The 25,179-nt window shown below is 52.2% G+C and carries 21 protein-coding genes, 1 rRNA gene and 1 other RNA gene; 21 read left to right on the plus strand and 2 right to left on the minus strand.

Going from position 1 to position 25,179, the window contains the following annotated elements:
• Positions 1-5: 5 nt before the first annotated feature.
• On the minus strand, positions 6-2,078 hold the full coding sequence (locus tag PGRAT_RS00540; RefSeq protein ID WP_042265826.1) for a transglycosylase domain-containing protein: 2,073 nt from the start codon (positions 2,076-2,078) through the stop codon (positions 6-8).
• Positions 2,079-2,323: 245 nt separating this feature from the next.
• On the opposite strand from PGRAT_RS00540, the gene PGRAT_RS00545 reads away from it, so the two are divergent.
• The 6 genes from PGRAT_RS00545 (at position 2,324) to argS (ending at position 8,365) form a co-directional block, all read left to right on the plus strand.
• Positions 2,324-3,508 carry a WD40/YVTN/BNR-like repeat-containing protein gene (locus tag PGRAT_RS00545; protein WP_042265828.1) on the plus strand — a complete coding sequence of 395 codons (1,185 nt, stop codon included), beginning with the start codon at positions 2,324-2,326 and terminating at the stop codon, positions 3,506-3,508.
• Positions 3,509-3,874: 366 nt separating this feature from the next.
• A complete protein-coding gene (locus PGRAT_RS00550; RefSeq protein WP_025703508.1) occupies positions 3,875-4,732 on the plus strand; it encodes a carbon-nitrogen hydrolase family protein in 858 nt (285 codons plus the stop codon).
• A 15-nt stretch (positions 4,733-4,747) separates the two neighbouring features.
• Positions 4,748-5,416, plus strand: coding sequence for a GNAT family N-acetyltransferase (locus PGRAT_RS00555; protein WP_025703509.1), 669 nt, complete (start codon positions 4,748-4,750; stop codon positions 5,414-5,416).
• A 40-nt stretch (positions 5,417-5,456) separates the two neighbouring features.
• Entirely contained in the window at positions 5,457-6,125 is a 669-nt protein-coding gene (locus PGRAT_RS00560; RefSeq protein WP_025703510.1) for a hypothetical protein, read from the plus strand.
• A gap of 114 nt (positions 6,126-6,239) precedes the next feature.
• Positions 6,240-6,683, plus strand: a complete 444-nt coding sequence (locus PGRAT_RS00565; protein WP_051424678.1) for a YwiB family protein — start codon at positions 6,240-6,242, stop codon at positions 6,681-6,683.
• Positions 6,680-8,365 carry an arginine--tRNA ligase gene (gene argS / locus PGRAT_RS00570; protein ID WP_025703512.1) on the plus strand — a complete coding sequence of 562 codons (1,686 nt, stop codon included), beginning with the start codon at positions 6,680-6,682 and terminating at the stop codon, positions 8,363-8,365. Before PGRAT_RS00565 ends, argS begins: the two co-directional genes overlap by 4 nt.
• Before the next feature lie 372 nt (positions 8,366-8,737).
• Here the strand turns inward: argS and PGRAT_RS00575 are convergent, their stop codons facing one another.
• On the minus strand, positions 8,738-9,907 hold the full coding sequence (locus tag PGRAT_RS00575) for a S8 family peptidase (protein WP_042265830.1): 1,170 nt from the start codon (positions 9,905-9,907) through the stop codon (positions 8,738-8,740).
• Positions 9,908-10,309: 402 nt separating this feature from the next.
• On the opposite strand from PGRAT_RS00575, the gene rpoE reads away from it, so the two are divergent.
• From rpoE to PGRAT_RS00645, 15 genes are all read left to right on the plus strand, one after another.
• The gene (gene rpoE, locus PGRAT_RS00580; protein ID WP_025703877.1) at positions 10,310-10,873 is read left to right on the plus strand and encodes a DNA-directed RNA polymerase subunit delta; all 564 of its coding nucleotides are present in this window, start codon (positions 10,310-10,312) and stop codon (positions 10,871-10,873) included.
• A gap of 274 nt (positions 10,874-11,147) precedes the next feature.
• Positions 11,148-12,755, plus strand: coding sequence for a CTP synthase (locus tag PGRAT_RS00585; RefSeq protein WP_025703876.1), 1,608 nt, complete (start codon positions 11,148-11,150; stop codon positions 12,753-12,755).
• A gap of 315 nt (positions 12,756-13,070) precedes the next feature.
• Positions 13,071-13,457, plus strand: a complete 387-nt coding sequence (locus PGRAT_RS00590) for a response regulator (RefSeq protein ID WP_020428183.1) — start codon at positions 13,071-13,073, stop codon at positions 13,455-13,457.
• Positions 13,458-13,651: 194 nt separating this feature from the next.
• Positions 13,652-14,506: a class II fructose-1,6-bisphosphate aldolase gene (gene fba, locus PGRAT_RS00595; RefSeq protein ID WP_025703875.1), complete on the plus strand. Its 855-nt coding sequence runs from the start codon at positions 13,652-13,654 to the stop codon at positions 14,504-14,506.
• Between the two features lie 317 nt (positions 14,507-14,823).
• A complete protein-coding gene (locus PGRAT_RS00600) occupies positions 14,824-16,077 on the plus strand; it encodes a UDP-N-acetylglucosamine 1-carboxyvinyltransferase (protein WP_025703874.1) in 1,254 nt (417 codons plus the stop codon).
• Positions 16,078-16,245: 168 nt separating this feature from the next.
• Positions 16,246-17,604 (plus strand): transcription termination factor Rho, encoded by a 1,359-nt coding sequence (rho, locus tag PGRAT_RS00605; protein ID WP_025703873.1) that lies wholly within the window; start codon positions 16,246-16,248, stop codon positions 17,602-17,604.
• Positions 17,605-17,629: 25 nt separating this feature from the next.
• Entirely contained in the window at positions 17,630-18,907 is a 1,278-nt protein-coding gene (locus PGRAT_RS00610) for a radical SAM family protein (protein ID WP_025703872.1), read from the plus strand.
• Positions 18,908-19,026: 119 nt separating this feature from the next.
• Positions 19,027-19,224: a 50S ribosomal protein L31 gene (gene rpmE, locus PGRAT_RS00615; protein WP_025703871.1), complete on the plus strand. Its 198-nt coding sequence runs from the start codon at positions 19,027-19,029 to the stop codon at positions 19,222-19,224.
• Positions 19,225-19,336: 112 nt separating this feature from the next.
• Positions 19,337-19,605, plus strand: an RNA gene (gene ffs / locus PGRAT_RS32040) — signal recognition particle sRNA large type.
• 136 nt (positions 19,606-19,741) lie between these two features.
• Positions 19,742-21,517 (plus strand): DNA polymerase III subunit gamma/tau, encoded by a 1,776-nt coding sequence (gene dnaX / locus PGRAT_RS00620; protein ID WP_025703870.1) that lies wholly within the window; start codon positions 19,742-19,744, stop codon positions 21,515-21,517.
• A 46-nt stretch (positions 21,518-21,563) separates the two neighbouring features.
• Complete coding sequence (locus PGRAT_RS00625) at positions 21,564-21,875, plus strand: YbaB/EbfC family nucleoid-associated protein (protein ID WP_020426415.1); 312 nt, start codon at positions 21,564-21,566, stop codon at positions 21,873-21,875.
• Positions 21,876-21,911: 36 nt separating this feature from the next.
• Positions 21,912-22,511 carry a recombination mediator RecR gene (gene recR / locus PGRAT_RS00630; protein ID WP_025703869.1) on the plus strand — a complete coding sequence of 200 codons (600 nt, stop codon included), beginning with the start codon at positions 21,912-21,914 and terminating at the stop codon, positions 22,509-22,511.
• A gap of 220 nt (positions 22,512-22,731) precedes the next feature.
• Positions 22,732-22,980 carry a hypothetical protein gene (locus tag PGRAT_RS00635; RefSeq protein ID WP_051424685.1) on the plus strand — a complete coding sequence of 83 codons (249 nt, stop codon included), beginning with the start codon at positions 22,732-22,734 and terminating at the stop codon, positions 22,978-22,980.
• A 32-nt stretch (positions 22,981-23,012) separates the two neighbouring features.
• Positions 23,013-23,279 carry a pro-sigmaK processing inhibitor BofA family protein gene (locus PGRAT_RS00640; protein ID WP_174469016.1) on the plus strand — a complete coding sequence of 89 codons (267 nt, stop codon included), beginning with the start codon at positions 23,013-23,015 and terminating at the stop codon, positions 23,277-23,279.
• A gap of 302 nt (positions 23,280-23,581) precedes the next feature.
• Positions 23,582-25,140, plus strand: a 16S ribosomal RNA gene (locus PGRAT_RS00645).
• Positions 25,141-25,179 lie beyond the last annotated feature (39 nt).

Consider the following 25,179-nt stretch of genomic DNA (forward strand, 5'->3'; position numbering starts at 1 on the left):
TTAGACTAATTCATCCACCAGCGTTTGATATCCTTCCACAGCGAATGCTCTTCCTTGACGTCCTCCGCCGGAGGCGTCACGGCTCCGTCAGGGGGGCTTACGGCACCGCCGGCACCGTGCTGATCGCAGTATTCTTTGGGTTCGGTCCCGCTGATAAAGGTTTCCAGCACCTTCTCGGGACAGGCTGCCGTAGCCAGCTTGCCGGATTGCGGATTTACATATACGCTGACCACTCCGTCAGGAATCGGGAAAATTTTCGGCGGAACGTTTTCCAGCGCTTTTTCTGTAAACTGGGCAAAGATCGGGGCGGCACGCCGTCCATCGGCAGTGGCAATATCCCGCCCTTTGTCATAGCCGACCCAGACCGCTGTGGACAGCTCGGGCGTGAAGCCCACCATCCAGCCGTCGGTATCGGTAGTGCCGGTCTTTCCAGCGACAGGACGCTTGATAATGGAGGCAACGCGGTTGCCTGTACCGCCGCTCTCGAAAACTCCCTCCATCAGCCGGGTCAGCACATACGCCGCCGCCGGCTCTACGACCTTCTCGCCGGCCGTCTGCGGGGCTTCATATAGAAGCTTTCCATTCGCATCGGTGATCTTCAGGATTGCCGTGGCCGGAAGCTTTACTCCGCCTCCGCCGATAACGGCGAATGCAGATGCCATTTCCAGCGGAGTTACCGGCGAAGTGCCCAGAGCCAGCGAAGGTACAGTCTGCAGGGGACTGGCTATCCCCATCTTTGCCGCCATGTCAGCCACCTTATCCGCGCCAACTTTCATAATCGTGTTCACCGCATAAATGTTGTCGGAGGCGGCAATCGCCTGGCGCATGTTGATTTCCCCCAGATATTTGTCCCCGAAGTTTTTCGGCTGATAGGTCTTGCGGTCATTATCATAGTGGAACAGTGTCGGCTGGCTGTTGAAGACGGACAGTCCCGTCATGCTCTTGGAGGACAGCGCCGTTAAGTACATGATGGGCTTAAAAGAAGACCCGGGCTGCCGTGTAGTGGCCAGTGCATGGTTGAACTGGTTGGTGCGGTAGTTTTTACCCCCGACCATGGCTTTGATATAGCCGGTACGGGGGTCTATGGATACAAGCGCGGTCTCCAGATCGCTGGAGGCGTCCATTCCTTTCTCTACAGCGTCTTCGGCCGCCTGTTGCATATCGGGATCGAGTGTTGTGTATACATTCAATCCCCCCTGATCCAGCTCCTCGCTGCTGATATGCAGGGTGTCGGTGGCCAGGCTGCGGACATAGTCACGGAAATAAGGCGCAGCAACAAGGGTATTCTTTTCTCCCTGTGGCTTGAAGCTTAGCGTCTCCAGCCTGGCTGCTGTTGCCTGAGCCTCAGTAATATCACCCACTTCTGTCATAGCTGCCAGAATAATCCGCTGCCGTTTCTTGGCATTGTCCATATGGGTGTAGGGGGAATAGTAGGTCGGGCCTTTGGGGATGCCGGCAAGGATCGCGCTCTCCGCCAGATCGAGGTCTGCCGCCGCTTTACCAAAATACATCTGTGAGGCCGCTTCAATGCCGTAGGCGCCATGGCCATAATAAATTTGATTCAGATACATATTCAGAATTTCGTCTTTGCTGTATTTCATCTCAAGCTGCATCGTATACAGGGCTTCCTTGGCCTTGCGGGTCCAGGTTTTCTCGTGGGAGAGGTAGAGATTGCGCGCAAGCTGCTGGGTTAGGGTGCTGGCGCCCTGCGTGCGGTCGCCTGACTCCAGATTGGCAAGCACCGCCCGCCCCATGCCTTTGACATCAAAGCCGGAGTGTTTGTAGAATTTGCGGTCCTCCACCGCAAGCGTAGCCTGTATAAGCAGCGGTGAAATCTGATTAAGTGTTACGGGTTCCCGGCTGCGGCCATCCGTAGTGAAGGTGGTCAGCACATTACCGCGGGAATCAAGCAGCTTGGAACGGATATCATCAGCAATCGGCGGGAGATCCTTGTGGTACAGGTATCCGAGCAGCCCGCCAGCCGCCAGTACACAAAGCACACTCATCACAGCCAGCAGCCGGGACAGCCGGCGGAGGCGGTGTTTGGGTTTCGGAGGGGTAACAGGTTCGCGCGGCATGACATCAGGCTCCTTTTATTGGTTTGGCTTGTCAATTCTCATTATGGGGAAGGAAGGGCCTGGATATTCATAGCGGCCTGAGGTCTTGCCCGAAAAGGCTGGCGTTTCACCATACCGGTCCAAGTAGTAACCAAATTGTTGTCAGATTGTGACTTTATTCGGGTTGCTAGAGGAAGGGATGGAGCAGTATAACAGAGTAGTGGCTTTAGGAATGGCTAGATCATTAAGGAGGTGGGGATGAAACTATGAATTGGACTAAAAAAATATATCAAGGGCGGTTGGCCCTTCTGTCGGCAGTTCTTTTGGCGGCATCTGCGTGGGGAGTCTCCGCTTCGTCGGTACATGCCGCCCCTTCACAGGCGGCAACAGTGTGCGGCACCGGAGATCATGGATTGCTCCGGAAGCTGCAGGCGGAGCATGCCGCACCAGGGGCATCCCCGCTGAGCTTTTCCGATGTGCAATTTCTGAGTGCTGATACCGGCCGGGCGGCAGGCAACGGATTCATGATTGGAACCTCCGATGGCGGCTGCCACTTTCAGGAGATCTATAAGGGACAGTGGAGTTTCAAGCAGATTGATTTTCCGGACAATGTTCATGGCTGGGCCCTGGCTTCCGTAAAGGATACAGCGGCAGCCTACCTCATTGCCACCGCGGATGGCGGCTCTACCTGGCAACGGTTGACGGATAAGGCAAATGCCTTCGACAGAATTGACTTTAAGGACAGCAAACACGGCTTCGGCTACAGCCTGTCCTCAACCTACTACACGAAGGATGGAGGGCGCACCTGGCGTCTCATCCCGACTCCCGCCAATACACGCGGTGCGGAGTTTACCAGCGCTAGCAGCGGGTATGCGGTTGTAGTTGCCCCTGGGGCCGGCTACCGGATCATGAAAACCTCCGATGGAGGGGCCACTTGGTCTCTTTCGCTAAAATCGGCTTTTGCCTATCCTGAGTCCGGACGGGTATATGCAAACGGTGATCAGGTATACGCTCTGCTGTACGGCGGATCAGGGATGTCGCAGACGTCCTACTCGCTCTATGCCAGCAGCAACAAGGGTAAAAGCTGGAGCCGTGTCATTGCACAGGACACTGCCGGCGGCGGGCCTGCACCGGGCAGTGGCGCTGCTCAACTGACAACGGGTCCGGCTTCCGGCAAGCCGGGCAATATGCAGCTGGTCGGCAACAGCGCCGCTTTTCTGTTCGGCTTCTCTCCGGCAGGCGAGAAGGTAGCCGTTGGACGTACCTATAACGGCGGCAAGAAGTGGACCAATCTTCCGGCGATCCCGGGTTATGACGGGCTCATCTCCTTCACAGGGGCTGCAGAAGGCTGGATGGCCGTCCGGGGACAGGATGCTTCTTCCCTGTATAGTACGGGGGATGGCGGTGCGACCTGGAAGCTGAAATTCGCTTTTGAGGAGACAGAGCAATAGGCTGTGGTTCCACTGTGTAGCAAATGGATGGAGAAATATGCCTATCCTTTGCAAGCAGAAGCGGCTCCATCACTGGAGCTGCTTTTTTGTACATCCGCCTCATTTTTACATTGTACAGATGAAAGGCGAACCTGGAGTCTGCCTGGAAAGTCTTATTTATACCGGCTATACATGGTTATGTAAAACATGTTCATAAGCGGTGAAGACGCCGGGGATAAAGAACTGTTTGAGAATTAGAACCCGATGTCCTTGCGTCAAAGCGGTAAGAGCCATTTCCCTGATGTGTGATTTTGGGGTCCGTTATGGTAAAATTTTAGGTACTTTAACGAATGACCGCCCATCTTACGATTAGGAGGACTGCCGCCCATGGCCTTTCGCGTATCCGCTGTCCAGTACCATTTGCATACTGTCTCCTCCTTCAGGGAGTTTGCCGCCGAGTGCGAGCATTATATCAAAACCGCCGAAGAGTACGGTGCGGAGTTCATCCTGTTCCCCGAATTTTTGACGACACAGCTGATGTCCATTGGCGATGAACAGGGAAACGTTCTCACGATAGAGGATTTGCCGCAGTTTACAGACCGTTACCGGGAGTTGTTTGCCGGGTTTGCCCAAAAATATGCTGTGCATATCATTGGCGGGACCCATGTGCTGCGCCGGAATGGTAAGCTCTATAATGTGGCGCATCTTTTTTATCCGGACGGGAGAATTGCCGAACAGGCTAAGCTGCACATCACGCCAGCTGAAGTAGAGGGCTGGAATATGGGAGCGGGGGAAGGGCTGGAGGTGTTCCAGACAGACAAAGGAACCATCGCCATGCTGACCTGCTACGATATTGAATTTCCGGAGATTGTGCGGATGGCCAGAGCCAAAGGGGCGGATGTGATCTTCTGCCCTTCCTGCACAGATGACCGCCATGGCTTTCACCGGGTAAGATATACCAGTCACGCCCGGGCGATAGAAAATCAAGTCTACGTCGTGCTGACAGGCACCGTAGGCTCACTGCCTACCGTGGACCTGATGCGGGCGAACTTTGGCCAGGCTGCGGTGATCACGCCCAATGATATTCCGTTCCCTCCACAGGGTCTGCTGGCCGAGGGTGAAATTAACGGCGATATGATCATTACCGCTGATCTGGATCTGGATCTGCTGTACCGGGTTCGTGAACGCGGATCTGTAACGACTTGGCGGGACCGCCGGACGGATTTGTACACAGACTGGACGTAAGGGGGAAGAAGAGCGATGTATCACAAGACTTTCTACGCTTTTGACGGCAAAACCCCGGTGCCTGCGTTAATCCGTTCTTATACCGAGGCTGATTTTGCGGAATTGATCACCATTCAGTCCGAAGCTTTTCCGCCCCCCTATCCCGCTGAACTGTGGTGGAACCGGGAGCAGCTGCTGAATCATGTGACTCTTTTCCCGGAAGGTGCTTTATGTGTAGAGGTCAACGGGGAGCTGGCAGGCTCAGTAACGGGTCTGAAAATCCATTTCGACCCTGAGGCTCCGGCTCTTCAGCATACCTGGTCAGAGGTTACCGCCGATGGATATATTACAACACACCAGCCGGACGGAAATACATTGTATATCGCCGATCTGTGCGTCCGCCCCAAACACCGCAAGCTGGGGCTGGGCAAAGAGCTGGTGCAGTCGCTGTACCATGCTGTGGTGGAGCAGAAGCTGGATCGGCTGCTGGGAGCGGGCCGAATGCCCGGCTATCATCTTCAGGCCTCCAGGATGTCAGCGGAGGAGTATTTGGCTGGAGTGGTGGCCGGGAAGTGGTCTGATCCTGTAGTTACTTTCCTGCTGCGCTGCGGGCGGTCACCGGTCGGGGTAGTGGCTGATTATCTGGAAGATGAGGAGTCGGGTAATTATGCTGCACTCATGGAGTGGCGTAATCCTTTTATATAAGTAATGAAACCTGTTTCAGAAGCGGAGGAGATGCTTGAGTATGGAGTATAGCAGAATTACGAGTGTCACGGACCCTTTGTTCAGACAAGTACATAACCTGCTGTCAGAAGTATTCCCACCTGAAGAGGTGCTTGAATACAGTTTATGGAAGGAACCGCTGGAAGATCCGGGTATCCGTGTGTTTGCTGCTGTGCATGAAGGTTCGGTTGTAGGCACCACGGAATACCGTTACTACAGCGACTGGAATGTGGCGATGACCGATTTCACCATTATAGGCCGTGAGGGCCTGGGAGTCGGCCGCTTTCTGGCGCAGCGCCGCCTGAACGACCTGCAGAAGCTGGCGGCTGACAACGGCAAGGAGCTGTTTGGCATGTTTGCCGAGATTTATGATCCGTACCGGGTAGAGTATGCTTTTGGCGGCATTAAGCCCATGGACCCTTTTGTCCGCCGCGAGGTGCTGTCGCATTTGGGCTATAAGCGTCTCGACCTCCCTTACGTTCATCCTTCATGGCAGGGAGATGGTGAAGCGGTATCAGGTCTGGATCTGTGTTTTATGCCCGGGGATGAGAACTTGGAGCAGATAGAGGCGGCTTTGGTTGCCAATTTTCTGACCCGCTATTACGCAGTGCTTGCGGATAAGCCGGAAGTCTGGACGTCCATGGTAGAGCGGCTTAAGAGCAGAGACACGGTGCCATTGCTGCCTTTGTAGGTATTTTTTAGAGACTATAGCCATTGAATTGCCCTCCCGATCTGGATATAGTGTACAATGGGAAAGCGAATATGCCTAAGATGAATATAAGTATGAACAAGCGAGGAACGTGTGATGACTGAATTAGTGTCCGACAAATACAGCGTATCCGTAATACTGGAGAGCGTGCAGGGCGGGGAACGGAATGTGGTGCACGCAGCAGGCGAGGTCATCGCCAGAGGCAACCAGCTCTATCTCCGTTATGAAGAGACGCAGCCGGGACCCAAGGACGAGGCGGTTTCAGTCCGCACCACCGTCAAGATTACGGACAGCGGGCTGAAGCTGATCCGTCATGGCGGCGTCCAGTCGGAGCAATCCTTTGAGCCGGGACAACGTCTGCCGGGATTCTACCGCTCGCCATATACACAATTCAATCTCTCTACAGACACCCGGAAGCTGGATGTGAAGCGCGCTGGAAGATCGCTTGAGGTTTCTTGGGAATATGATCTCTACGTGTACGGGGAATTATCGGGACAGTTCGCTATAAGTTTGCATATACAGGAGGAACCACAATCATGACACAAAGCCAAAACCCGCTTCAGTTAGCCAATGAAAGGTTAAGGGAAGCGATAAGGGAAGCGATTATCACCGCTGGACTGGTCACCAGAGAGGAGCTTCCGGCGATTGTGCTGGAAGTGCCGAAAGACAAAGCCCATGGCGACCTGGCGACCAATGCTGCGATGCAGCTCACCAAGATTGCCAAACGCAATCCGCGGCAGATTGCCGAAGCGATTATAGAGCATCTGGACAAGAGCTCTGCTTCTATTGAAAAGGCTGAGATCGCCGGACCGGGCTTCATCAACTTTACGCTGTCCAAAAGCTACCTCTACCCGGTGATCGCCCTCGCGGCCGAACAGGGTGACAATTATGGCCGCATCCATGCAGGCCAGGGCCTCAAGGTTGAAATGGAGTTTGTCAGCGCCAACCCTACCGGCAGCCTTCACCTGGGGCATGCCCGCGGGGCTGCTGTCGGCGACGCGCTCTGCAACGTGCTGGATTTTGCCGGCTACGAGGTAACCCGCGAGTATTACATCAATGATGCCGGAAACCAGGTCGCCAACTTGTGCAAATCCATCGAAACCCGCTACCTTCAGGAGCTGGGCCAGCCGGCGGAAATGCCGGAGGACGGCTATCATGGCGAGGACATCAAGGGTTTTGCCAAAGAGCTGGTGGCTGAAAAGGGAGACACTCTGCTGTCCATGACACCAGGCGACCGGGCGGCATTCTTCCGCACCTATGGTCTGACCAAGGAGCTGGACAAAATCAAACGGGACCTCACCCGCTTCCGCGTCGGCTTCGATATCTGGTTCAGTGAAACCTCGCTGTACGAGAACGGTGAAGTGCTGCGTTCCCTGGATGAGCTGCGTGACCGCGGTGAAGTCTACGAGCAAGATGGAGCCACCTGGCTGCAAACGACCAAATACGGCGACGACAAGGACCGCGTGTTGATCAAGAACGACGGGACCTACACCTATCTGACGCCGGATATCGCCTATCACAACGACAAATACGGCCGGGGCTACGATAAAATGATCAACATTTGGGGCGCCGACCACCACGGTTATATCCCCCGGATGAAGGCGGCCATGTCGGCACTTGGCAATGATCCGGAGAAGCTGGTTGTGCTGATCGCCCAAATGGTCAGCCTCTTCCAGAACGGCGAAAAGGTCAAAATGTCCAAACGTACGGGCAAAGCGGTGACGATGGAAGACCTGATGGACGAAGTGGGCATCGACGCTATCCGTTATTTCTTCACCATGCGCAGCATGGATTCACATCTGGACTTCGATATGGACCTGGCCATTTCCACGTCCAATGAGAATCCTGTATTCTATGTGCAGTACGCGCATGCACGGATCTGCAGCATTTTCCGCCAGGCGGAGGAGCAGGGGATTGTGCTGCCTGATTTTGCCGAAATCGACTATACCAAGCTGACCGCTGAACATGAATATGATCTCCTGCGCAAAATCGGCGAATTGCCGGCGGAGATCGAGATTGCCGCAAGCAGCTATGCACCACACCGCCTGATCCGCTATGTGTACGATCTGGCTTCGCTGTTCCACAGCTACTACAAAGCGGAGCGCGTCATCACCGAAGATGCCGCCCAGACCGTAGCCCGCCTTGCCCTGCTGGGCGCGGCGCGGACCACAATCGCCAACGTGCTGCGCCTCGTTGGTGTTACCGCACCGGACCGGATGTAACCGTCCGGTTTCACCAAAAGCTCCGCCCCGTGTGATTGGGCGGAGCTTTTGGTTTTGTTTAGGATACTATACAATGCCCCAAAATATAGGGATATCTCGGAAGCACAGAGGATATATGCGGTGCATAGGAGGGTTGGGCTCCATCAGCGTAATGAATCGGAAAAGACGACATGAGCTGAATTAGTGATCCTTTTTCCAACTTAGGCCGTGGAGATCCGTGTGCAGGGCCAATTAATGGTCCTTTTTCCACTTGGAATTGCCGCCGGATTCATGCAGGGTCCTCCAGGCAAACGCCACTCCCGGCAAGCGGTGCGCCCGTGACCCGCCCAAGGCCGCCGGCGGCTCCTTGCGGGCTGCGGGCGGCTGCCGCCGCTATGCCTTCGCGGCGGTCGCCCGCTTCGACCGCGCGCCGGCCCGCAGCAGGCGCAGGGCATCGGCCGCGCCGCCGCCCAAGGCCGCGCGGCGCTGGCCTTTGCGCAGCCGCACCGGCGAGGCCGTGCGGCGCAGAAGCAGCTTCAGCTCCCGTGGCGAAAGCCCCGGGCGCAGCGCGAGCAGCAAGGCTGCGGCTCCCGTGACATGGGAGGTCGCCATGGAGGTGCCGCTCATCTCTTTGTAGCCCTCCTTCAGCCAGCAGGAGGGCACCCCTTCCCCGGGTCCGTATACATCAATATACGGACCCCGGTTGCTGAAGGCCGCGACGCGGTGCCTTCGGTCAAGGGCGCCGACAGCGATCGTCTCGGGGTAGCGGGCGGGATAATCCCCGCCGCGTTTGCCGTCGTTCCCGGAGGAGGCGATGATGGCGATCCCGGCCCGGTAGGCCTTGATCACCACATCGTGAAGGGCTTTGCTTCTGGTCTTCATACCGAAGCTCATATTAATAATATCGATCTTGTTCTGTACGCACCAGTCGATGCCCAGCACAATATCGGACACATAGGCCGAGCCGTTATGGTCAAAGGCTTTGACCGGATACAGCAGCGCCCGTGGCGCTACACCCATCATGCCACGGGTGCCGCCGGCCGCTGCCAGCGTTCCGGCGATATGGGTACCGTGGCCATTATCATCGAGCGGGAGCATCCCGCGGTACAGCAGGTTCACACCGGAGGCCAGTGAATGCTTGAGATCGGGGTGCCGGTAGTCGGCCCCTGTATCAATGACACCGATTTTCACATGCACACCGGTGGATCTGGACCAGGCCTGCGGGGCATGAATCGCTTTTACGCCCCAGGGCATTAAGGAGGTGCCCGATTTTTCAGGAGCCACCGCGTGGACTTGTATCCGGGCATCCTCTTCGATACACAGGGCGTCTTCAAATGTATGGAGCAGCTTCCCCGCTCCGGCAGCGGGCACAAAAAATGCCCGGATCAGCGGGGATACTTGCACTTGCCGCAGTCCCGGTGTTTTCGCCTTCAGCGATCTCCACTCAGACAGCGCTCCGGCATACTGGCGGGCATCATTGAAGGTAACGATGCGCCGGTCGGCATTTTTGGGGGCAGCCGATATCTCATCAAGCAGTATCTGCCAAAATCTGTAGTAATCCATAAGTTACGCCGTCCCCTCCTCGGTGCCGTGCTGACATATTGTATGAAAGGAGGCGGACGTCCGAATGGGAACTTGCCCTTTTTTAGCGAAATGGGCGGCCCATCGTGTCAAAAAGCGGAGCTTTACATAAAATAAACAGAAGAGGGCCGCAAGTTCTCTTTGCAACATCCCGTAAGGAGCCGATCCTTGGCGTGGATACAGTCATGCGCGGAGGGAGTACCTCCGCCTTTTTCATGTTAGGGAAGGAACGGGTTTCTTGGAAAGCCTGAGAATACATAATTCTGCCGGACGGTTTTGACTTGCAATTTGCTGCCAAATAGGTTTTACTTAGTTTTGTTAATGGATATTATGAAATAGAAATTAACGGTAATGTGAACAAAGCGTGAGAGGAAGTGTCCTTTAGTGAGTACGCCACTCAATTTAAAGCTGGACCCCGAGAAAGTAAAAGAAATGCCGATGGTGGACCTGGCTTTCCTGGTGCTCAAAGCAGCCAATACACCCTATTATTACCGTGACCTGATGGTCGAAGTGGCCAAGCTGCGCGGGATGACAGAAGAACAAACGAACGATACTATTGCCCAGTTATATACCGAGATCAACATTGACGGGCGTTTTGCCTGCGTCGGAACCAACCTGTGGGGATTGAAACGCTGGTATCCGCTGGAACGCTCCGATGACCCGGTCGGCAACTCCAAACGTCCGCGTATTATCAACGATGAGGATGATGATCTGGAGGACGATGACTTCGCAGAAGAAGAGGATTTCGACGCAGCAGAAGAAGAGGATTTCGACGCTATTGACGAAGATCGCGACGACCTCTATTCCGACGACGACAGCGAAGAAGAAGTTGACGAAGATGTTGTAATCGATGAAGATGACATCGACGAAGATGACGTGGATGATGAAGATTCCGAAGACGGCGACGATGAAAATGCCGATGATGAGGACGAGAACGATAACTATTAGAATAGATTGTAATCAGGCGCAATTCCTCCCTTGACACGGGTGGGATCGTCAGAGTAAACTATTGCATGGGCTTATAATGAAAGTTAATATTGTTTTCACAAATAAAAAGTGCCCCGGTTCTACGGGTGTCACTTTTTTGTTTTTTTCGGAGGGTTTTTCCGGGATCTATTTAAGATGTAACTTTTGGGTTCCCTGTTTTGATAATGGAAAAAAGGGTACGATAAACACCAAGCGTCGCCTGAATTTTCTGGACTTTATTTAGGAGGGTTATACAGTGACAAAGTATATTTTTGTAACGGGTGGTGTCGTGTCTTCCCTGGGCAAAGGGATTACCGCCGCTTCTCTGGGCAGGCTGCTCAAGAACAGAGGTTTAAAGGTGACGATTCAAAAATTCGATCCTTATATTAATGTAGACCCTGGAACCATGAGTCCTTATCAGCATGGCGAAGTGTTCGTAACCGACGATGGGGCGGAAACGGACCTGGACCTTGGTCACTATGAACGGTTTATTGACATCAATCTCTCGAAGAACAGCAACGTGACTACCGGCAAGATCTATTCCTCGGTCATCAGCAAAGAGCGCCGCGGTGAGTATTTGGGCGGCACGGTTCAAGTTATTCCGCATATCACGAACGAGATCAAGGAACGCGTATTCCGTGCAGGACGTGAAACCGGGTCCGATGTGGTTATTACCGAAATCGGCGGTACCGTGGGCGATATCGAGAGCTTGCCGTTCCTGGAAGCCATCCGCCAGATCAAAAGCGACATTGGCCGTGAGAATGTGATGTACATTCATGTCACTCTGATTCCGTATATCAAGGCTGCTGGAGAAGTTAAAACCAAACCGACACAGCACAGCGTCAAGGAGCTGCGCAGCATCGGGATTCAGCCGAATGTTATTGTATGCCGCACGGAATATGCGTTGTCTGATGATATGAAGGCCAAAATCGCCCTGTTTTGTGATATCGATGCCAATGCAGTGGTGGAATGCCGCGATGCATCGACCTTGTATGAAGTGCCGCTCAACCTTCGGGATGAAGGACTGGACGAAATCGTAGTGAACCATTTGAAGCTGACGACGCCGGCTCCGGATATGCGCGAATGGGAAGATATGCTGGGCCGGATCCAGAAGCTGGAGCGCACCGTTGAAATTGCTATTGTCGGCAAGTATGTAGCACTGCATGATGCTTATTTGAGTGTAGTGGAGTCCCTTTCGCATGCAGGCTTTGCGGCCAATGCCGAGGTGAAGGTCCGCTGGGTGGATGCTGAGCTTGTTACCGACGAGAATGTAGGCGAATTGCTGGGTGGCATCGGGGGCATTCTGGTTCCAGGCGGCTTCGGTGACCGGGGGATCGAAGGCAAGATTTCTGCCATTCGTTATGCCCGTGAACAATCCATTCCATTCTTCGGTATCTGCCTGGGAATGCAGGTTTCCGTTATTGAATACGGCCGTTCCATTCTGGGACTGGCTGGTGCGAACAGCTCGGAGATTGATCCGGCTACACCGCACCCGCTGATTGACCTGCTGCCGGAGCAGAAGGATATCGAAGATATGGGCGGAACCATGCGTCTTGGTCTTTACCCATGTAAGCTTCTTCCTGAATCACTGGCAATGTCCTGCTATGACGATGAATTGGTATATGAACGCCACCGTCACCGGTATGAGTTCAATAATGCCTACCGTGATGAGATTGAAAAAGCCGGCCTGGTGATCTCCGGAACCTCTCCGGATGGCCGTCTGGTGGAGATCGTCGAGCTTCCGGGCCATCCGTGGTTCCTCTCCGTACAGTTCCATCCAGAGTTTACCTCCCGTCCCAACCGTCCGCAGCCTCTTTTCCGTGAATTTGTCAAAGCTTCGCTGGCTCATTCCGAACAATTATAATCCAAAGGCCTGTAAATGGTCCTGCCGAGCCTCCGACCTGGAGGCTTTCTTTACAGGGAACGCATAGGAAAGTGTGCGGAATCATTGTAATTTCCCTGCGGCGGCGCTCCCTCATTTTAAGCAAAAATTGTCTCCTTCCCGCTGGCTGGTTCCAGCCCATAAAATGACATAGATTTACGCATTTTAACCAATTAGCAGGATTTTGACTATAAGGAACGAATAATAGGTTTCGTATAGACTTGTTTTGTTAAGGGGTCGTTAGCTGTGCGTGCGCGCGGTATGGACAATCTGCTTCAAATTCTGGGAGGGTATGGTATGGAAAAGAAAAAAGTATTAATTGTCGATGATCAGAACGGAATCCGGATTCTCCTCATGGAAGTATTTAATAGTGAAGGGTATGCCACATTTCAAGCCGCTAACGGAAAACTGGCATTGGACATTGTCCGCAGCGAATCGCCCGACCTGGTCTTGCTCGATATGAAAATTCCGGGAATGGACGGACTTGAGATCCTGAAGCATTTGAAGGAGATCAATCCGGCTATCAAGGTCATTATGATGACAGCTTACGGTGAACTGGATATGATTAAGGAGGCGACCAAGCTGGGGGCGCTAATGCATTTTACCAAGCCGTTTGACATCGATGAGATGCGGATAGCTGTGAACATGCACCTTAATAATAAGTCTATAGACCAATGCAGCTAAGTAGTTTGGGAAGGTTCCGTTATGGATACGCTAAAGAGGATTAGTCTGCCTGGAGTATAGGTTGGCCGAATATCGTCCCGGCGGGACATTTTTTTGTGTATCCTATTTAGTATTTGACACAGGATGTGCTATAATAGGCCTGTATGTGATGTCGGCTTATATAAGCAACCCAATATTTTAGGAGGATTGAAACCATGCCATTAGTATCGATGACAGACATGTTAAACAAAGCACTACAAGGAAAATACGCAGTTGGCCAGTACAACATCAACAACCTGGAGTGGACTCAAGCGATTCTTGGTGCAGCAGAAGAAGAGAAGTCACCAGTAATCCTTGGCGTATCCGAAGGCGCAGCCCGTCACATGGGCGGATTCTACACCGTTGTTAAGATGGTTGAAGGTCTTATCCATGACATGAAGATCACTGTTCCGGTTGCCATCCACTTGGATCACGGTTCCAGCTTTGACAAATGTAAAGACGCAATTGACGCCGGATTCACATCTGTAATGATCGACGGTTCCCACCACCCAATTGATGAGAATATCGAAATGACCAAAAAAGTTGTAGAATATGCTCATGCAAAAGGCGTTTCTGTAGAAGCTGAAGTGGGTACTGTCGGCGGACAGGAAGACGACGTTATCGGCGGCATTCAATATGCTGACCTGAACGAGTGCGTACGTATCGTCAAAGAAACCGGCATTGATACCCTGGCTCCTGCGCTTGGTTCCGTACATGGTCCTTACCATGGCGAGCCTAACCTTGGGTTCAAAGAAATGGAAGAAATCCGTGATGCGGTTAAACTTCCATTGGTTCTGCACGGCGGAACTGGTATTCCAGAACATGACATCAAGAAATCCATTTCCCTGGGTACTTCCAAAATTAACGTAAACACTGAGAACCAGATCGCATTTGCTAAGGTTGTTCGCGAAGTGCTGGCTGCTAAACCGGATGCTTACGATCCGCGTACATTCATCGCACCAGGCCGCGAAGCTATCAAACAGACCGTTATCGGCAAAATCCGCGAGTTCGGCTCCAGCAACAAAGCCTAATCCATTCATGAGGAAAGCGGACAGGCTTACTTAGAGCTGTCACTGCACCTCTCCACTTGTCTGCAATAACAGATTACTGTAATGTCGTCCAGCTGAATAGATTATATGTGGAGAGCACCGCCTAGCCGGTGTCTTTCCATTTAGTATAAGGAGTTATTCGCTTACGGCGGTAACCTGTCCTTGTATTTGCTTGCGGAAACGGGCGCCGTCCTTGTTGTAAGGGCGGCGCAGCCGTTTCTAATCTTCATTACCAACAAAGCCACAGCAGGTATTGCCAGGGCAAGCTGCAATACACGTAGGGGGAACCGGATAAATTTATGGAAAAATTAATGATTGGCGGTGGACGTCCTTTAGAAGGCGTTGTCACCATCAGTGGAGCGAAGAATAGCGCGATTGCGCTTATTCCTGCGGCGATTTTGGCCGAGTCTGAAGTTGTTCTGGATAACTTGCCGTCCCTTAGTGATGTAGCTGTATACTCCGAAATTCTGGAAGATCTTGGAGCCGCGGTTTCCTGGACAGGCAGCCAGATGAGAATTAATCCCTCCCGTATCGTATCCATTCCAATGCCTAACGGACCGGTGAAGAAACTCCGGGCTTCGTATTATATGATGGGAGCGCTTCTTGGAAGATTTAAGGAGGCAACGATTGGTCTTCCCGGGGGCTGCAATTTTGAACCCCGTCCAATTGACCAGCATATTAAAGGCTTTGAAGCGCTGGGTGCGACTGTAACCAACGATCATGGTTCTATTCACTTGTATGCCAAGGAACTGCGCGGGGCCAAAATCTATTTGGACGTCTCCAGCGTAGGTGCCACTATTAACATTATGCTTGCGGCTTCACGTGCCAAGGGCTCAACAATTATTGAAAATGCGGCTAAAGAGCCTGAGATTATAGATGTAGCAACCCTCTTGAACTCTATGGGCGCCGTTATTAAGGGCGCAGGAACTGAAACGATCCGGATCGAAGGTGTTACGGAAATGCACGGCTGCCGTCACTCCATCATTCCCGACCGTATTCAAGCTGGAACGTATATGATTGCTGCTGCAGCTACGCGCGGCAATGTATTGATAGATAATGTGATCCCGAAGCATTTGGAGGCGCTGACGGCCAAACTCCTGGAGATGGGCGTAAATATTGAAGAACTGGATGAGAGCATCCGGGTCATCGGCCAGGCCAAATACGAGCATGCTGATGTAAAGGCACTGATATACCCCGGGTTTGCCACCGATTTGCAATCTCCCATGACAAGTATGCTTACCCAGGCTGAAGGGGTTAGTGTGCTCAGCGATTTTGTATACAGCAACCGATTCAAACATGTGCCGGAACTGGTGCGTATGGGCGCCAGAATCCGTGTCGAAGGACGTTCCGCCATTATTGAAGGAAGCAAGCTGAATGCTGCGAAGGTCAAGGCTGCCGATTTGCGTGCAGGTGCAGCGCTTGTGATCGCCGGACTCACGGTGGAGGAAGGAATTACCGAGGTTACCGGTGTGGAATTTATAGATCGTGGTTACGACAACCTGGTTAGCAACTTGCGTAATTTGGGAGCCGATGTATGGCGCGAGAACGAATAGTCTAGGATTATCCGTTGGCATGGAAGGGGTGTTTTTTTGCTCCCGAACTGCATATTCCCTTCCAGAATGGGTAATGCTATCCTAATAAGCAATTTAATAGACTCCTATTTTCCCGTCTATCTTGCTAGAAGAACTTATTATTATAAAAATTGAATAGGTGGTTATTACATGGATCTTCAAATTTCCGATTTGGAAGAAATGAAGCTGACCGATTTGTATAAGCTGGCGAAAAAATACCAGATTCCATACTACGGGACGCTAAAAAAACGGGAGCTGATTTTTGCCATCCTCCGGGCCCAGGCGGAACAGAGCGGGCTCATGTTTATGGAGGGTGTGCTCGAAATTTTGCCTGAGGGGTATGGTTTTCTAAGGCCGATTAACTATTTGCCCAGCGCGGAAGATATTTATATCTCGGCTTCCCAGATTCGCAAGTTCGATCTTAGAAGCGGCGATCTGGTATCCGGCAAATGCCGCACTCCCAAAGAGAATGAACGCTACTTCGGATTGCTTCAAGTCAACGCCGTCAACGGCGAGAATCCTGCCAGCGCAGCAGAGCGTTTGCATTTTCCGGCGCTAACACCTCTTTATCCGCAAGATAAGCTGCCGCTTGAAACATCCCCTACACACTTGTCTACCCGAATCATGGATTTACTTGCTCCTGTTGGTCTGGGGCAGCGCGGTTTGATTGTAGCACCTCCCAAAGCAGGGAAAACGCTCCTCCTAAAAGAAATTGCCAACAGCATTTCCACTAATAATCCTGAAATTGCTCTGTTCGTACTGCTGATTGATGAACGCCCCGAGGAAGTAACGGATATGCAGCGTTCTGTAAAGGGCGAAGTTGTGGCATCTACCTTTGATGAGCTTCCGGAGAACCATATCAAAGTAGCTGAGCTTGTATTGCAGCGGGCTTTGCGTTTAGTAGAGCATAAGAAGGATGTTGTCATTTTGCTGGATAGTATTACACGGCTGGCGCGTGCCTACAACTTGGTTGTGCCTCCATCCGGGCGCACACTGAGCGGCGGGATTGATCCGGCGGCTTTCCATCGTCCCAAACGGTTTTTTGGGTCCGCGCGGAATGTAGAGGAAGGCGGAAGTCTGACTATACTCGCAACAGCGCTTATTGATACCGGTTCACGGATGGATGATATTATTTATGAAGAATTTAAAGGCACAGGGAACATGGAGCTTCATCTGGACCGCAAGCTGGCAGAACGCCGCATTTTCCCGGCCATCGATATCCGCCGTTCCGGCACGCGCCGCGAAGAGGTGCTGCTGAGCAAGGAAGAACTGGACACCATTTGGGCGATTCGCAAAAATATGAACGAGTCCTACGATTTTGTGGAAGGCTTCCTCAAAAAGCTGCGTGACAGCAAGACGAATGCCGAATTCCTGGCCTCCTTTGATGTGGCGGGGAATAAAGAATCTTCGTCTCCAAGCGGCACGGCGAGTAATGGAGGAACCTCGAACAGCGGCTCGTCCGCACGCCGGACATCCCGGCCGAAGACGCCTTCTGTGCCTACCACCTGAGAAACGATAATAAGAGGAGATTAACATGTATTTGGTATATGCCGACGAACAAGGAAACGTATATGATCATCCCGAGCTGTATGGTCTGGCCCGCAGCGGGGATATGATTGTTGAGATGCTGGAAGAAGAGCTGATACCGCTGCCTGAAGGGGCCACCCTGGTAGGGTTGCCTAATACGCGCGCAGTGGGCATGAACCCTAATACAGGTGAAATGCTGCCGTTGCCGGAAGGGTCGCAGGCGGTAGGAGCACTGCTGCCGCAGGGCTTTACCCGTCTGTGTCTTCCTGGGTACGTCAAGACAGACAAGTCGTATAAGCTTCCACTTTTCGGCTATTCCGCAGTAGTGTGGAAAGATGGCGGCTTCTATGTGGCCGCAGATCTTACGGATGATCCCGAGCAGTGGAACCCGCTTAACTGTGACCGGGAGGATGTTGAACACGGGGTCGGCAGTTTAACTGCCAAGTATCCGGGGAACCGCCTTTACGGCCACCTTTCCAATTGTGCACTTGGATATGAATGTCTGACCTCTTCCAATACCTTTTTGGGCCGATGGGAGGGAGCGGTACCTGTTTCCTATTCCTGTAATGCCGGATGTTTCGGCTGTATTTCCGAACAGCCGGACGACAGCGGATTTGTTTCTCCGCAGACGAGAATGAATTTTCGTCCTACGGTGAATGAGATTTCCGAGGTTATGCTGGAGCATCTGAAAACACCCCAGTCCATTATCAGCTTCGGGCAGGGCTGCGAAGGCGAACCGTCCACTCAAGCGAAGCTTATTATCGAAGCGATTCGAGAAGTCCGTTCCATTACAGATATGGGCTACATCAACATCAATACGAATGCCGGGCTAAGCGATCATATCCGCGGTATCGTTGATGCCGGACTGGATTTAATGCGTGTCAGCACAATCAGCGCGCTGGATGGCCACTATAATGCTTATTACAAACCGCGTGGCTACACGTTGGCTAATGTGGAGAAGTCCCTGAAATACGCAGCTTCACAGGGTGTGTATACATCGATTAATTACCTGATATTTCCAGGGGTTACGGACCGCGAGGAGGAAATTGAGGCGATGGTGGAATTCGTTAGACGTACCGATCTGAAGCTGATACAAATGCGGAACCTCAATATTGACCCGGAGAGCTACCTTGAATTAATTCCTCCGGCTCAGGGAGAGATTCTGGGAATGAAGACAATGCTGGAGATCTTTCGTGAAGAGCTTCCGGATGTTGTCATAGGATCGTATACCCATGTGCCGCCTGCAGATTTGGCCCGGGCCAAGCAGCGGCGGGTAAAAATATAGCATAAATAAGTGGGATACAGATATATTGCAGAGTCTATCCTTTCGTGTTAAAATACCGCTTAGATATTTTAATAACTCTAGGTCCGCATGAGACTTAGGGCACGAGAGGTGAGGTTTATATGCAATCAGCAATCCAACCCAAGTACAATGTAACCAAGGTAACCTGTGCGTGTGGCAATACCTTCGAGACCGGTTCTGTAAAGCCAGAACTGCGTGTCGAAGTTTGCTCCAGCTGCCACCCATTTTTCACGGGTAAGCAGAAGTTCATGGATGCCGGCGGCCGTGTTGATAAATTCAAGAAAAAATATGGTATCTAATCCATTTACACTCTAGCAGTTGTGGATCATACAGGCCTCCGGACATCGTGCCGGAGGCTTATCCTTTATCTGGAGTTGATTTTTGCCCGCACGTAGGCTATACTTATCTTCGCCGTGCTAGACGGGGAGGTAGCGGTGCCCTGTAACTCGCAATCCGCTGTAGCGAGGTTGAATTCCTGTTAGAGGTGCTGTCGATGTGAGGCCTTGGTTCCTACGGGCTGTGTTGACGGTTGGGTCCTCCGCAATGAGTGCTTGTGAACCTGGTCAGGTCCGGAAGGAAGCAGCCATAAGTAAGTTTACTCTTGTGCCGGAGGGTTGCCTAGCCCGAGCAGTGTTGTAGGGTTGCCGCTTGGATCGCAGCCATCAATAACAGGTGCGCGGTTTTACATATTACCATTACAGTATCTTTGCCACAGGCGGAGATGCTTTTTTGTTTTTGGTCAAAGCCTGGTGTATATAGTATAATAAATTAGCGACAAATTGCCGAAAGCGGCAGCCTAAGAGAGGGTAATGCATAGTGGAACATATCGCGCTGTACCGTGCCTGGCGGCCGCAGTCGTTTCATGACATGGTAGGACAACAGCACATTATTCAGACGCTGCAGAATGCAATTCGTGAACAGCGGGTTTCGCATGCCTACCTGTTCAGTGGACCGCGGGGTACAGGCAAGACAAGTGCCGCCAAAGTGCTCGCCAAAGCAGTCAATTGTGAGCGCAGCGAGGGCGCTGAGCCGTGCAATGAATGCCCATCCTGTCTGCGGATCACCGCAGGGAATGTCATGGATGTGCAGGAGATTGACGCAGCGTCGAACCGGGGCGTTGAAGAGATACGTGATCTCCGGGACAAGGTGAAATATGCGCCTACCGAAGTCCGCCGTAAAGTGTATATCATTGATGAAGTGCATATGCTGACTACAGAAGCTTTTAATGCGCTGCTGAAGACGCTGGAGGAGCCGCCTCCGCATGTAATGTTTATTCTGGCGACCACGGAGCCGCACAAATTGCCGGCAACGATTATTTCCCGCTGCCAGCGTTTTGATTTTCGCCGGGTGTCACTGGAAGAGCAGACAGCTCACTTAACAGCGATCTGCCAGAAGGAAGGGATTTCCGCAGACTCAGATGCGCTGCAGTATATTGCCCGGCTTTCCGATGGTGGGATGCGCGATGCGCTCAGTATACTGGACCAGATTTCTTCCTTTACAGATGGCCAAGTCACCTATCAGCAAGTGCTAGGCATGACCGGAGGGATTCCCTCCGAACAGTTTGCGCGCCTGGCTACGGCCATTCTGGAAGGGGATATGGGACTGCTTCTGGAGCTGGTTGAGCAGCTTATGCATGAAGGCAAAAGTGCTGATAAATGTCTGGAGAACCTGCTGTATTATTTCCGAGATTTACTTATGATCAAGATGGTGCCGGGAGCGGATCAGCTAACGGATCGTGTACTGAATCCGGCGGAATTCCGTGATATGGCGGCGGCATTTACCCGGGACCGGCTGTTTCTGATCGTAGAGACGCTGACCCGTTATCTGGGTGAAATGAAGTACGCGACCCATCCGCAAACCTTGTTTGAAGTAGCGCTGATGAAATTGTGCAGCCTGCAGCAGCAAGAGAGTCCCCAGTATGGGGCCGCTCCGCAAGCGGCTTCTTCCCATGTATTTAGCGGCAACGCTGCAGCTGTGGACTCTGGTGAACTGGAACTTCTCAAACGGCAGATTGCTGCCTTGGAGAAGAAGCTGGAGCAGGCAATGCAGTCCGGGGCTATGTCCGGCGGAGGACGCGGGGAGCAGGGGAATCAAGGCAGACAGCCTGCCCAGGCGCCTGCACCGCGGGTATCCTCTCCTTCCAAGCTTCCGCCGCAGCTGGATAAGTTTATTGCGGGCAAGGACAGCCCCGACTTTGCGGAAGTGTATAAGAAGTGGAGTGTTGTCCTGCAAGGTGTGAAGGAAGAGAAGGTCACGGTTCACGCATGGTTTGTTGACGGAGAGCCTGTTGCAGTTATGGATGACGCTGTGCTGGTTGCCTTTAAGAATACGATTCATCGTGATACCACTGAGAAACCTGCGAACAGACAGGTAATAGAGAACGTATTTGCGGCCCGTCTGGGCAAACCCTACCGGCTTGTGACCATGATGCTCCGAGATTGGAACGAGGCTGCAACGAAGACTGCTGCGCAGACCGGTACTGAGGAGCTTCAATTGGAGCATGAACACGAAACTGGGGATACCCGGACTGAACCATGGATTGACGAGGCGATCCAGCTCTTTGGGGAAGACCTTGTTGTCATAAAAGAGTAGTTAAGCCTATTAGCGCCGAGCGCGCATTCCAAAGGAGAGACGATGTATGAATAATATGAACCAAATGATGAAGCAGGTCAAAAAAATGCAGGAGCAAATGCTTAAAGCCCAAGAGGAACTGGGCAGCAAGACCATTGAAGGATCATCCGGCGGCGGTGTGGTAACAGTTCAAGTCAACGGCCACAAGAAGCTGCTCTCAATCCAGATCAAGCCTGAGGCTGTGGATCCCGATGATATCGAAATGCTGCAGGATCTTGTGATTACTGCGGTAAATGATGCTCTTACCCAAGCGGAAGAGCTGGCCAATAATGATATGGGCAAATTTACTGGAGGAATGAAGATTCCTGGCTTGTTCTAGACCTTACTTCATCCAGTCCAAAGGAGAACCGTTAATTTGTATTATCCAGAACCGCTAGCCAAGCTGATCGAAGCTTTTACGCGTTTGCCCGGAATTGGCCCGAAGTCAGCCGCCCGGCTTGCTTTTCATGTGCTGAATATGAAGGAAGACGAGGTTATTGATTTTGCCAAGGCGCTGGTCAGCGTCAAACGCAATCTTCATTACTGTTCGGTTTGCTGCAATATTACGGATACCGATCCCTGCCGGATCTGTCAGGACAAAACCCGCGATGCATCCGTAATCTGTGTAGTCCAGGATTCCAAGGACCTGGTGGCTATTGAACGAACCAAGGAATTCGACGGCTATTACCATGTGCTGCAAGGGGCAATTTCACCAATGGAGGGCATAGGTCCGGATGATATCCGTCTGAAGGAGCTGTTGACCCGTCTGAGCGATGAAAGAGTGAAGGAGCTTATTATGGCCACCAACCCCAATATTGAGGGTGAAGCCACAGCTATGTATATCTCCCGCCTGGTTCGGCCTTTCGAGATCAAAATCACCAGGATAGCCCATGGGCTGCCTGTAGGCGGCGACTTGGAGTATGCGGATGAGGTTACCCTGTCCAAGGCCCTCGAAGGCCGCCGTGAGCTGTTCTAAGCAGTTCAGGCGCAATATCAGTTCATCAAAGGAGCCCTTGGGCTCCTTTTTTGCTGAATTTCAGATTTTTAAGGGGGAAGATATTCCGAGCAGAAAATTCCAGCCTATTTTCCCGCCGCACTAGTTCTAAGTTTGTCCTTGTTTCGATATGAATGAGAATATACGAGGGTGAAGATTGAGTACTATGCCCAGAACTTATTCATATAAGGAGGAGTCTGGAATGGGATGGTGGAGTATTAGGAGGCAGGCTGATGGGGAGCAAAAAAGATTAGACGACGATCATTGGAACGTATTCCTCGAAGTTCAACAGGCACACTCTGAGTGGGAGAGAGCGCATCTGATGTTTGATGAGGCGAAGGGACAGGATCAGATCGATTATGCCATATATATACTGGAGGCCGCTGAGCGTAAATATCAGATTCATCTGAAGCATGCCAAAAGTCTGGGGCTTAACCGCGCACAGCTCTAGTAACCGTTGAAGGAAAAAAAGGGAGGATTATCATGCTGAGAATGGCCGCGCTGGCGGTTTTGGTTTTATCCGGACTTTTATTACTTCTTATTGTTTTCAGAAAAAAAATGGGCTGGGCTTGGCTCAGCCTCTTCGGTACGCATCTCCTACTGGCCGCGCTGGGTATTTATGTAGTGAATTTTTCGGGCTTGCTAACGGATATATATATTCCCCTGAACCCTGCAACTATAGGCGCAGTAACGGTTCTCGGCCTTCCGGGGGTACTGATGCTTATGGGTTTGAAAATAACTTTGTTTTAAAGGTTGACGCGAGTTCTGAATCTGTGATACATTAAGTTTCGGCCCTTTGGACAGGATATCCTTTGATAACTTGCCGATAAGCCAAGCGAAAAAATAAATTAAAAAAACGCTTGACTAAAACAAAGGCGATGTGATATATTATAAAGGTCGCTGCTGACAAGCAACGATGAAGTATAAAAGACATTGATCTTTGAAAACTGAACAACGAGTGAGTGGGATTTCACGTAAGTGAGATCCAAAATTAGAGAATATTTTATTCTCGTCAGATGTTTCAAAATGAGCAATCGCTCTTTCTAAATACCAATTTGGAGAGTTTGATCCTGGCTCAGGACGAACGCTGGCGGCGTGCCTAATACATGCAAGTCGAGCGGATTTACTGGAGTGCTTGCACTCCAGTAGGTTAGCGGCGGACGGGTGAGTAACACGTAGGCAACCTACCCTCTAGACTGGGATAACTACCGGAAACGGTAGCTAATACCGGATAATTCCCTAGCCCACCTGGGCTAGGGATGAAAGGCGGAGCAATCTGCTGCTAGAGGATGGGCCTGCGGCGCATTAGCTAGTTGGTGGGGTAACGGCCTACCAAGGCGACGATGCGTAGCCGACCTGAGAGGGTGAACGGCCACACTGGGACTGAGACACGGCCCAGACTCCTACGGGAGGCAGCAGTAGGGAATCTTCCGCAATGGGCGAAAGCCTGACGGAGCAACGCCGCGTGAGTGATGAAGGTTTTCGGATCGTAAAGCTCTGTTGCCAGGGAAGAACGTCCGGTAGAGTAACTGCTGCCGGAGTGACGGTACCTGAGAAGAAAGCCCCGGCTAACTACGTGCCAGCAGCCGCGGTAATACGTAGGGGGCAAGCGTTGTCCGGAATTATTGGGCGTAAAGCGCGCGCAGGCGGCTATTTAAGTCTGGTGTTTAAACCTTGGGCTCAACCTGGGGTCGCACTGGAAACTGGGTGGCTTGAGTACAGAAGAGGAAAGTGGAATTCCACGTGTAGCGGTGAAATGCGTAGAGATGTGGAGGAACACCAGTGGCGAAGGCGACTTTCTGGGCTGTAACTGACGCTGAGGCGCGAAAGCGTGGGGAGCAAACAGGATTAGATACCCTGGTAGTCCACGCCGTAAACGATGAGTGCTAGGTGTTAGGGGTTTCGATACCCTTGGTGCCGAAGTTAACACAGTAAGCACTCCGCCTGGGGAGTACGGTCGCAAGACTGAAACTCAAAGGAATTGACGGGGACCCGCACAAGCAGTGGAGTATGTGGTTTAATTCGAAGCAACGCGAAGAACCTTACCAGGTCTTGACATCCAACTAACGAAGCAGAGATGCATTAGGTGCCCTTCGGGGAAAGTTGAGACAGGTGGTGCATGGTTGTCGTCAGCTCGTGTCGTGAGATGTTGGGTTAAGTCCCGCAACGAGCGCAACCCTTGACTTTAGTTGCCAGCAGGTAAGGCTGGGCACTCTAGAGTGACTGCCGGTGACAAACCGGAGGAAGGTGGGGATGACGTCAAATCATCATGCCCCTTATGACCTGGGCTACACACGTACTACAATGGCCGGTACAACGGGAAGCGAAGCCGCGAGGTGGAGCCAATCCCAGCAAAGCCGGTCTCAGTTCGGATTGCAGGCTGCAACTCGCCTGCATGAAGTCGGAATTGCTAGTAATCGCGGATCAGCATGCCGCGGTGAATACGTTCCCGGGTCTTGTACACACCGCCCGTCACACCACGAGAGTTTACAACACCCGAAGTCGGTGGGGTAACCCGCAAGGGGGCCAGCCGCCGAAGGTGGGGTAGATGATTGGGGTGAAGTCGTAACAAGGTAGCCGTATCGGAAGGTGCGGCTGGATCACCTCCTTTCTATGGAGAATCGTTTCCTGCAACGGAAACATTCAAATC

Origin of the sequence: Paenibacillus graminis, assembly GCF_000758705.1 — a bacterium.
Taxonomy (GTDB): Bacteria; Bacillota; Bacilli; order Paenibacillales; family Paenibacillaceae; genus Paenibacillus_AQ; species Paenibacillus_AQ graminis.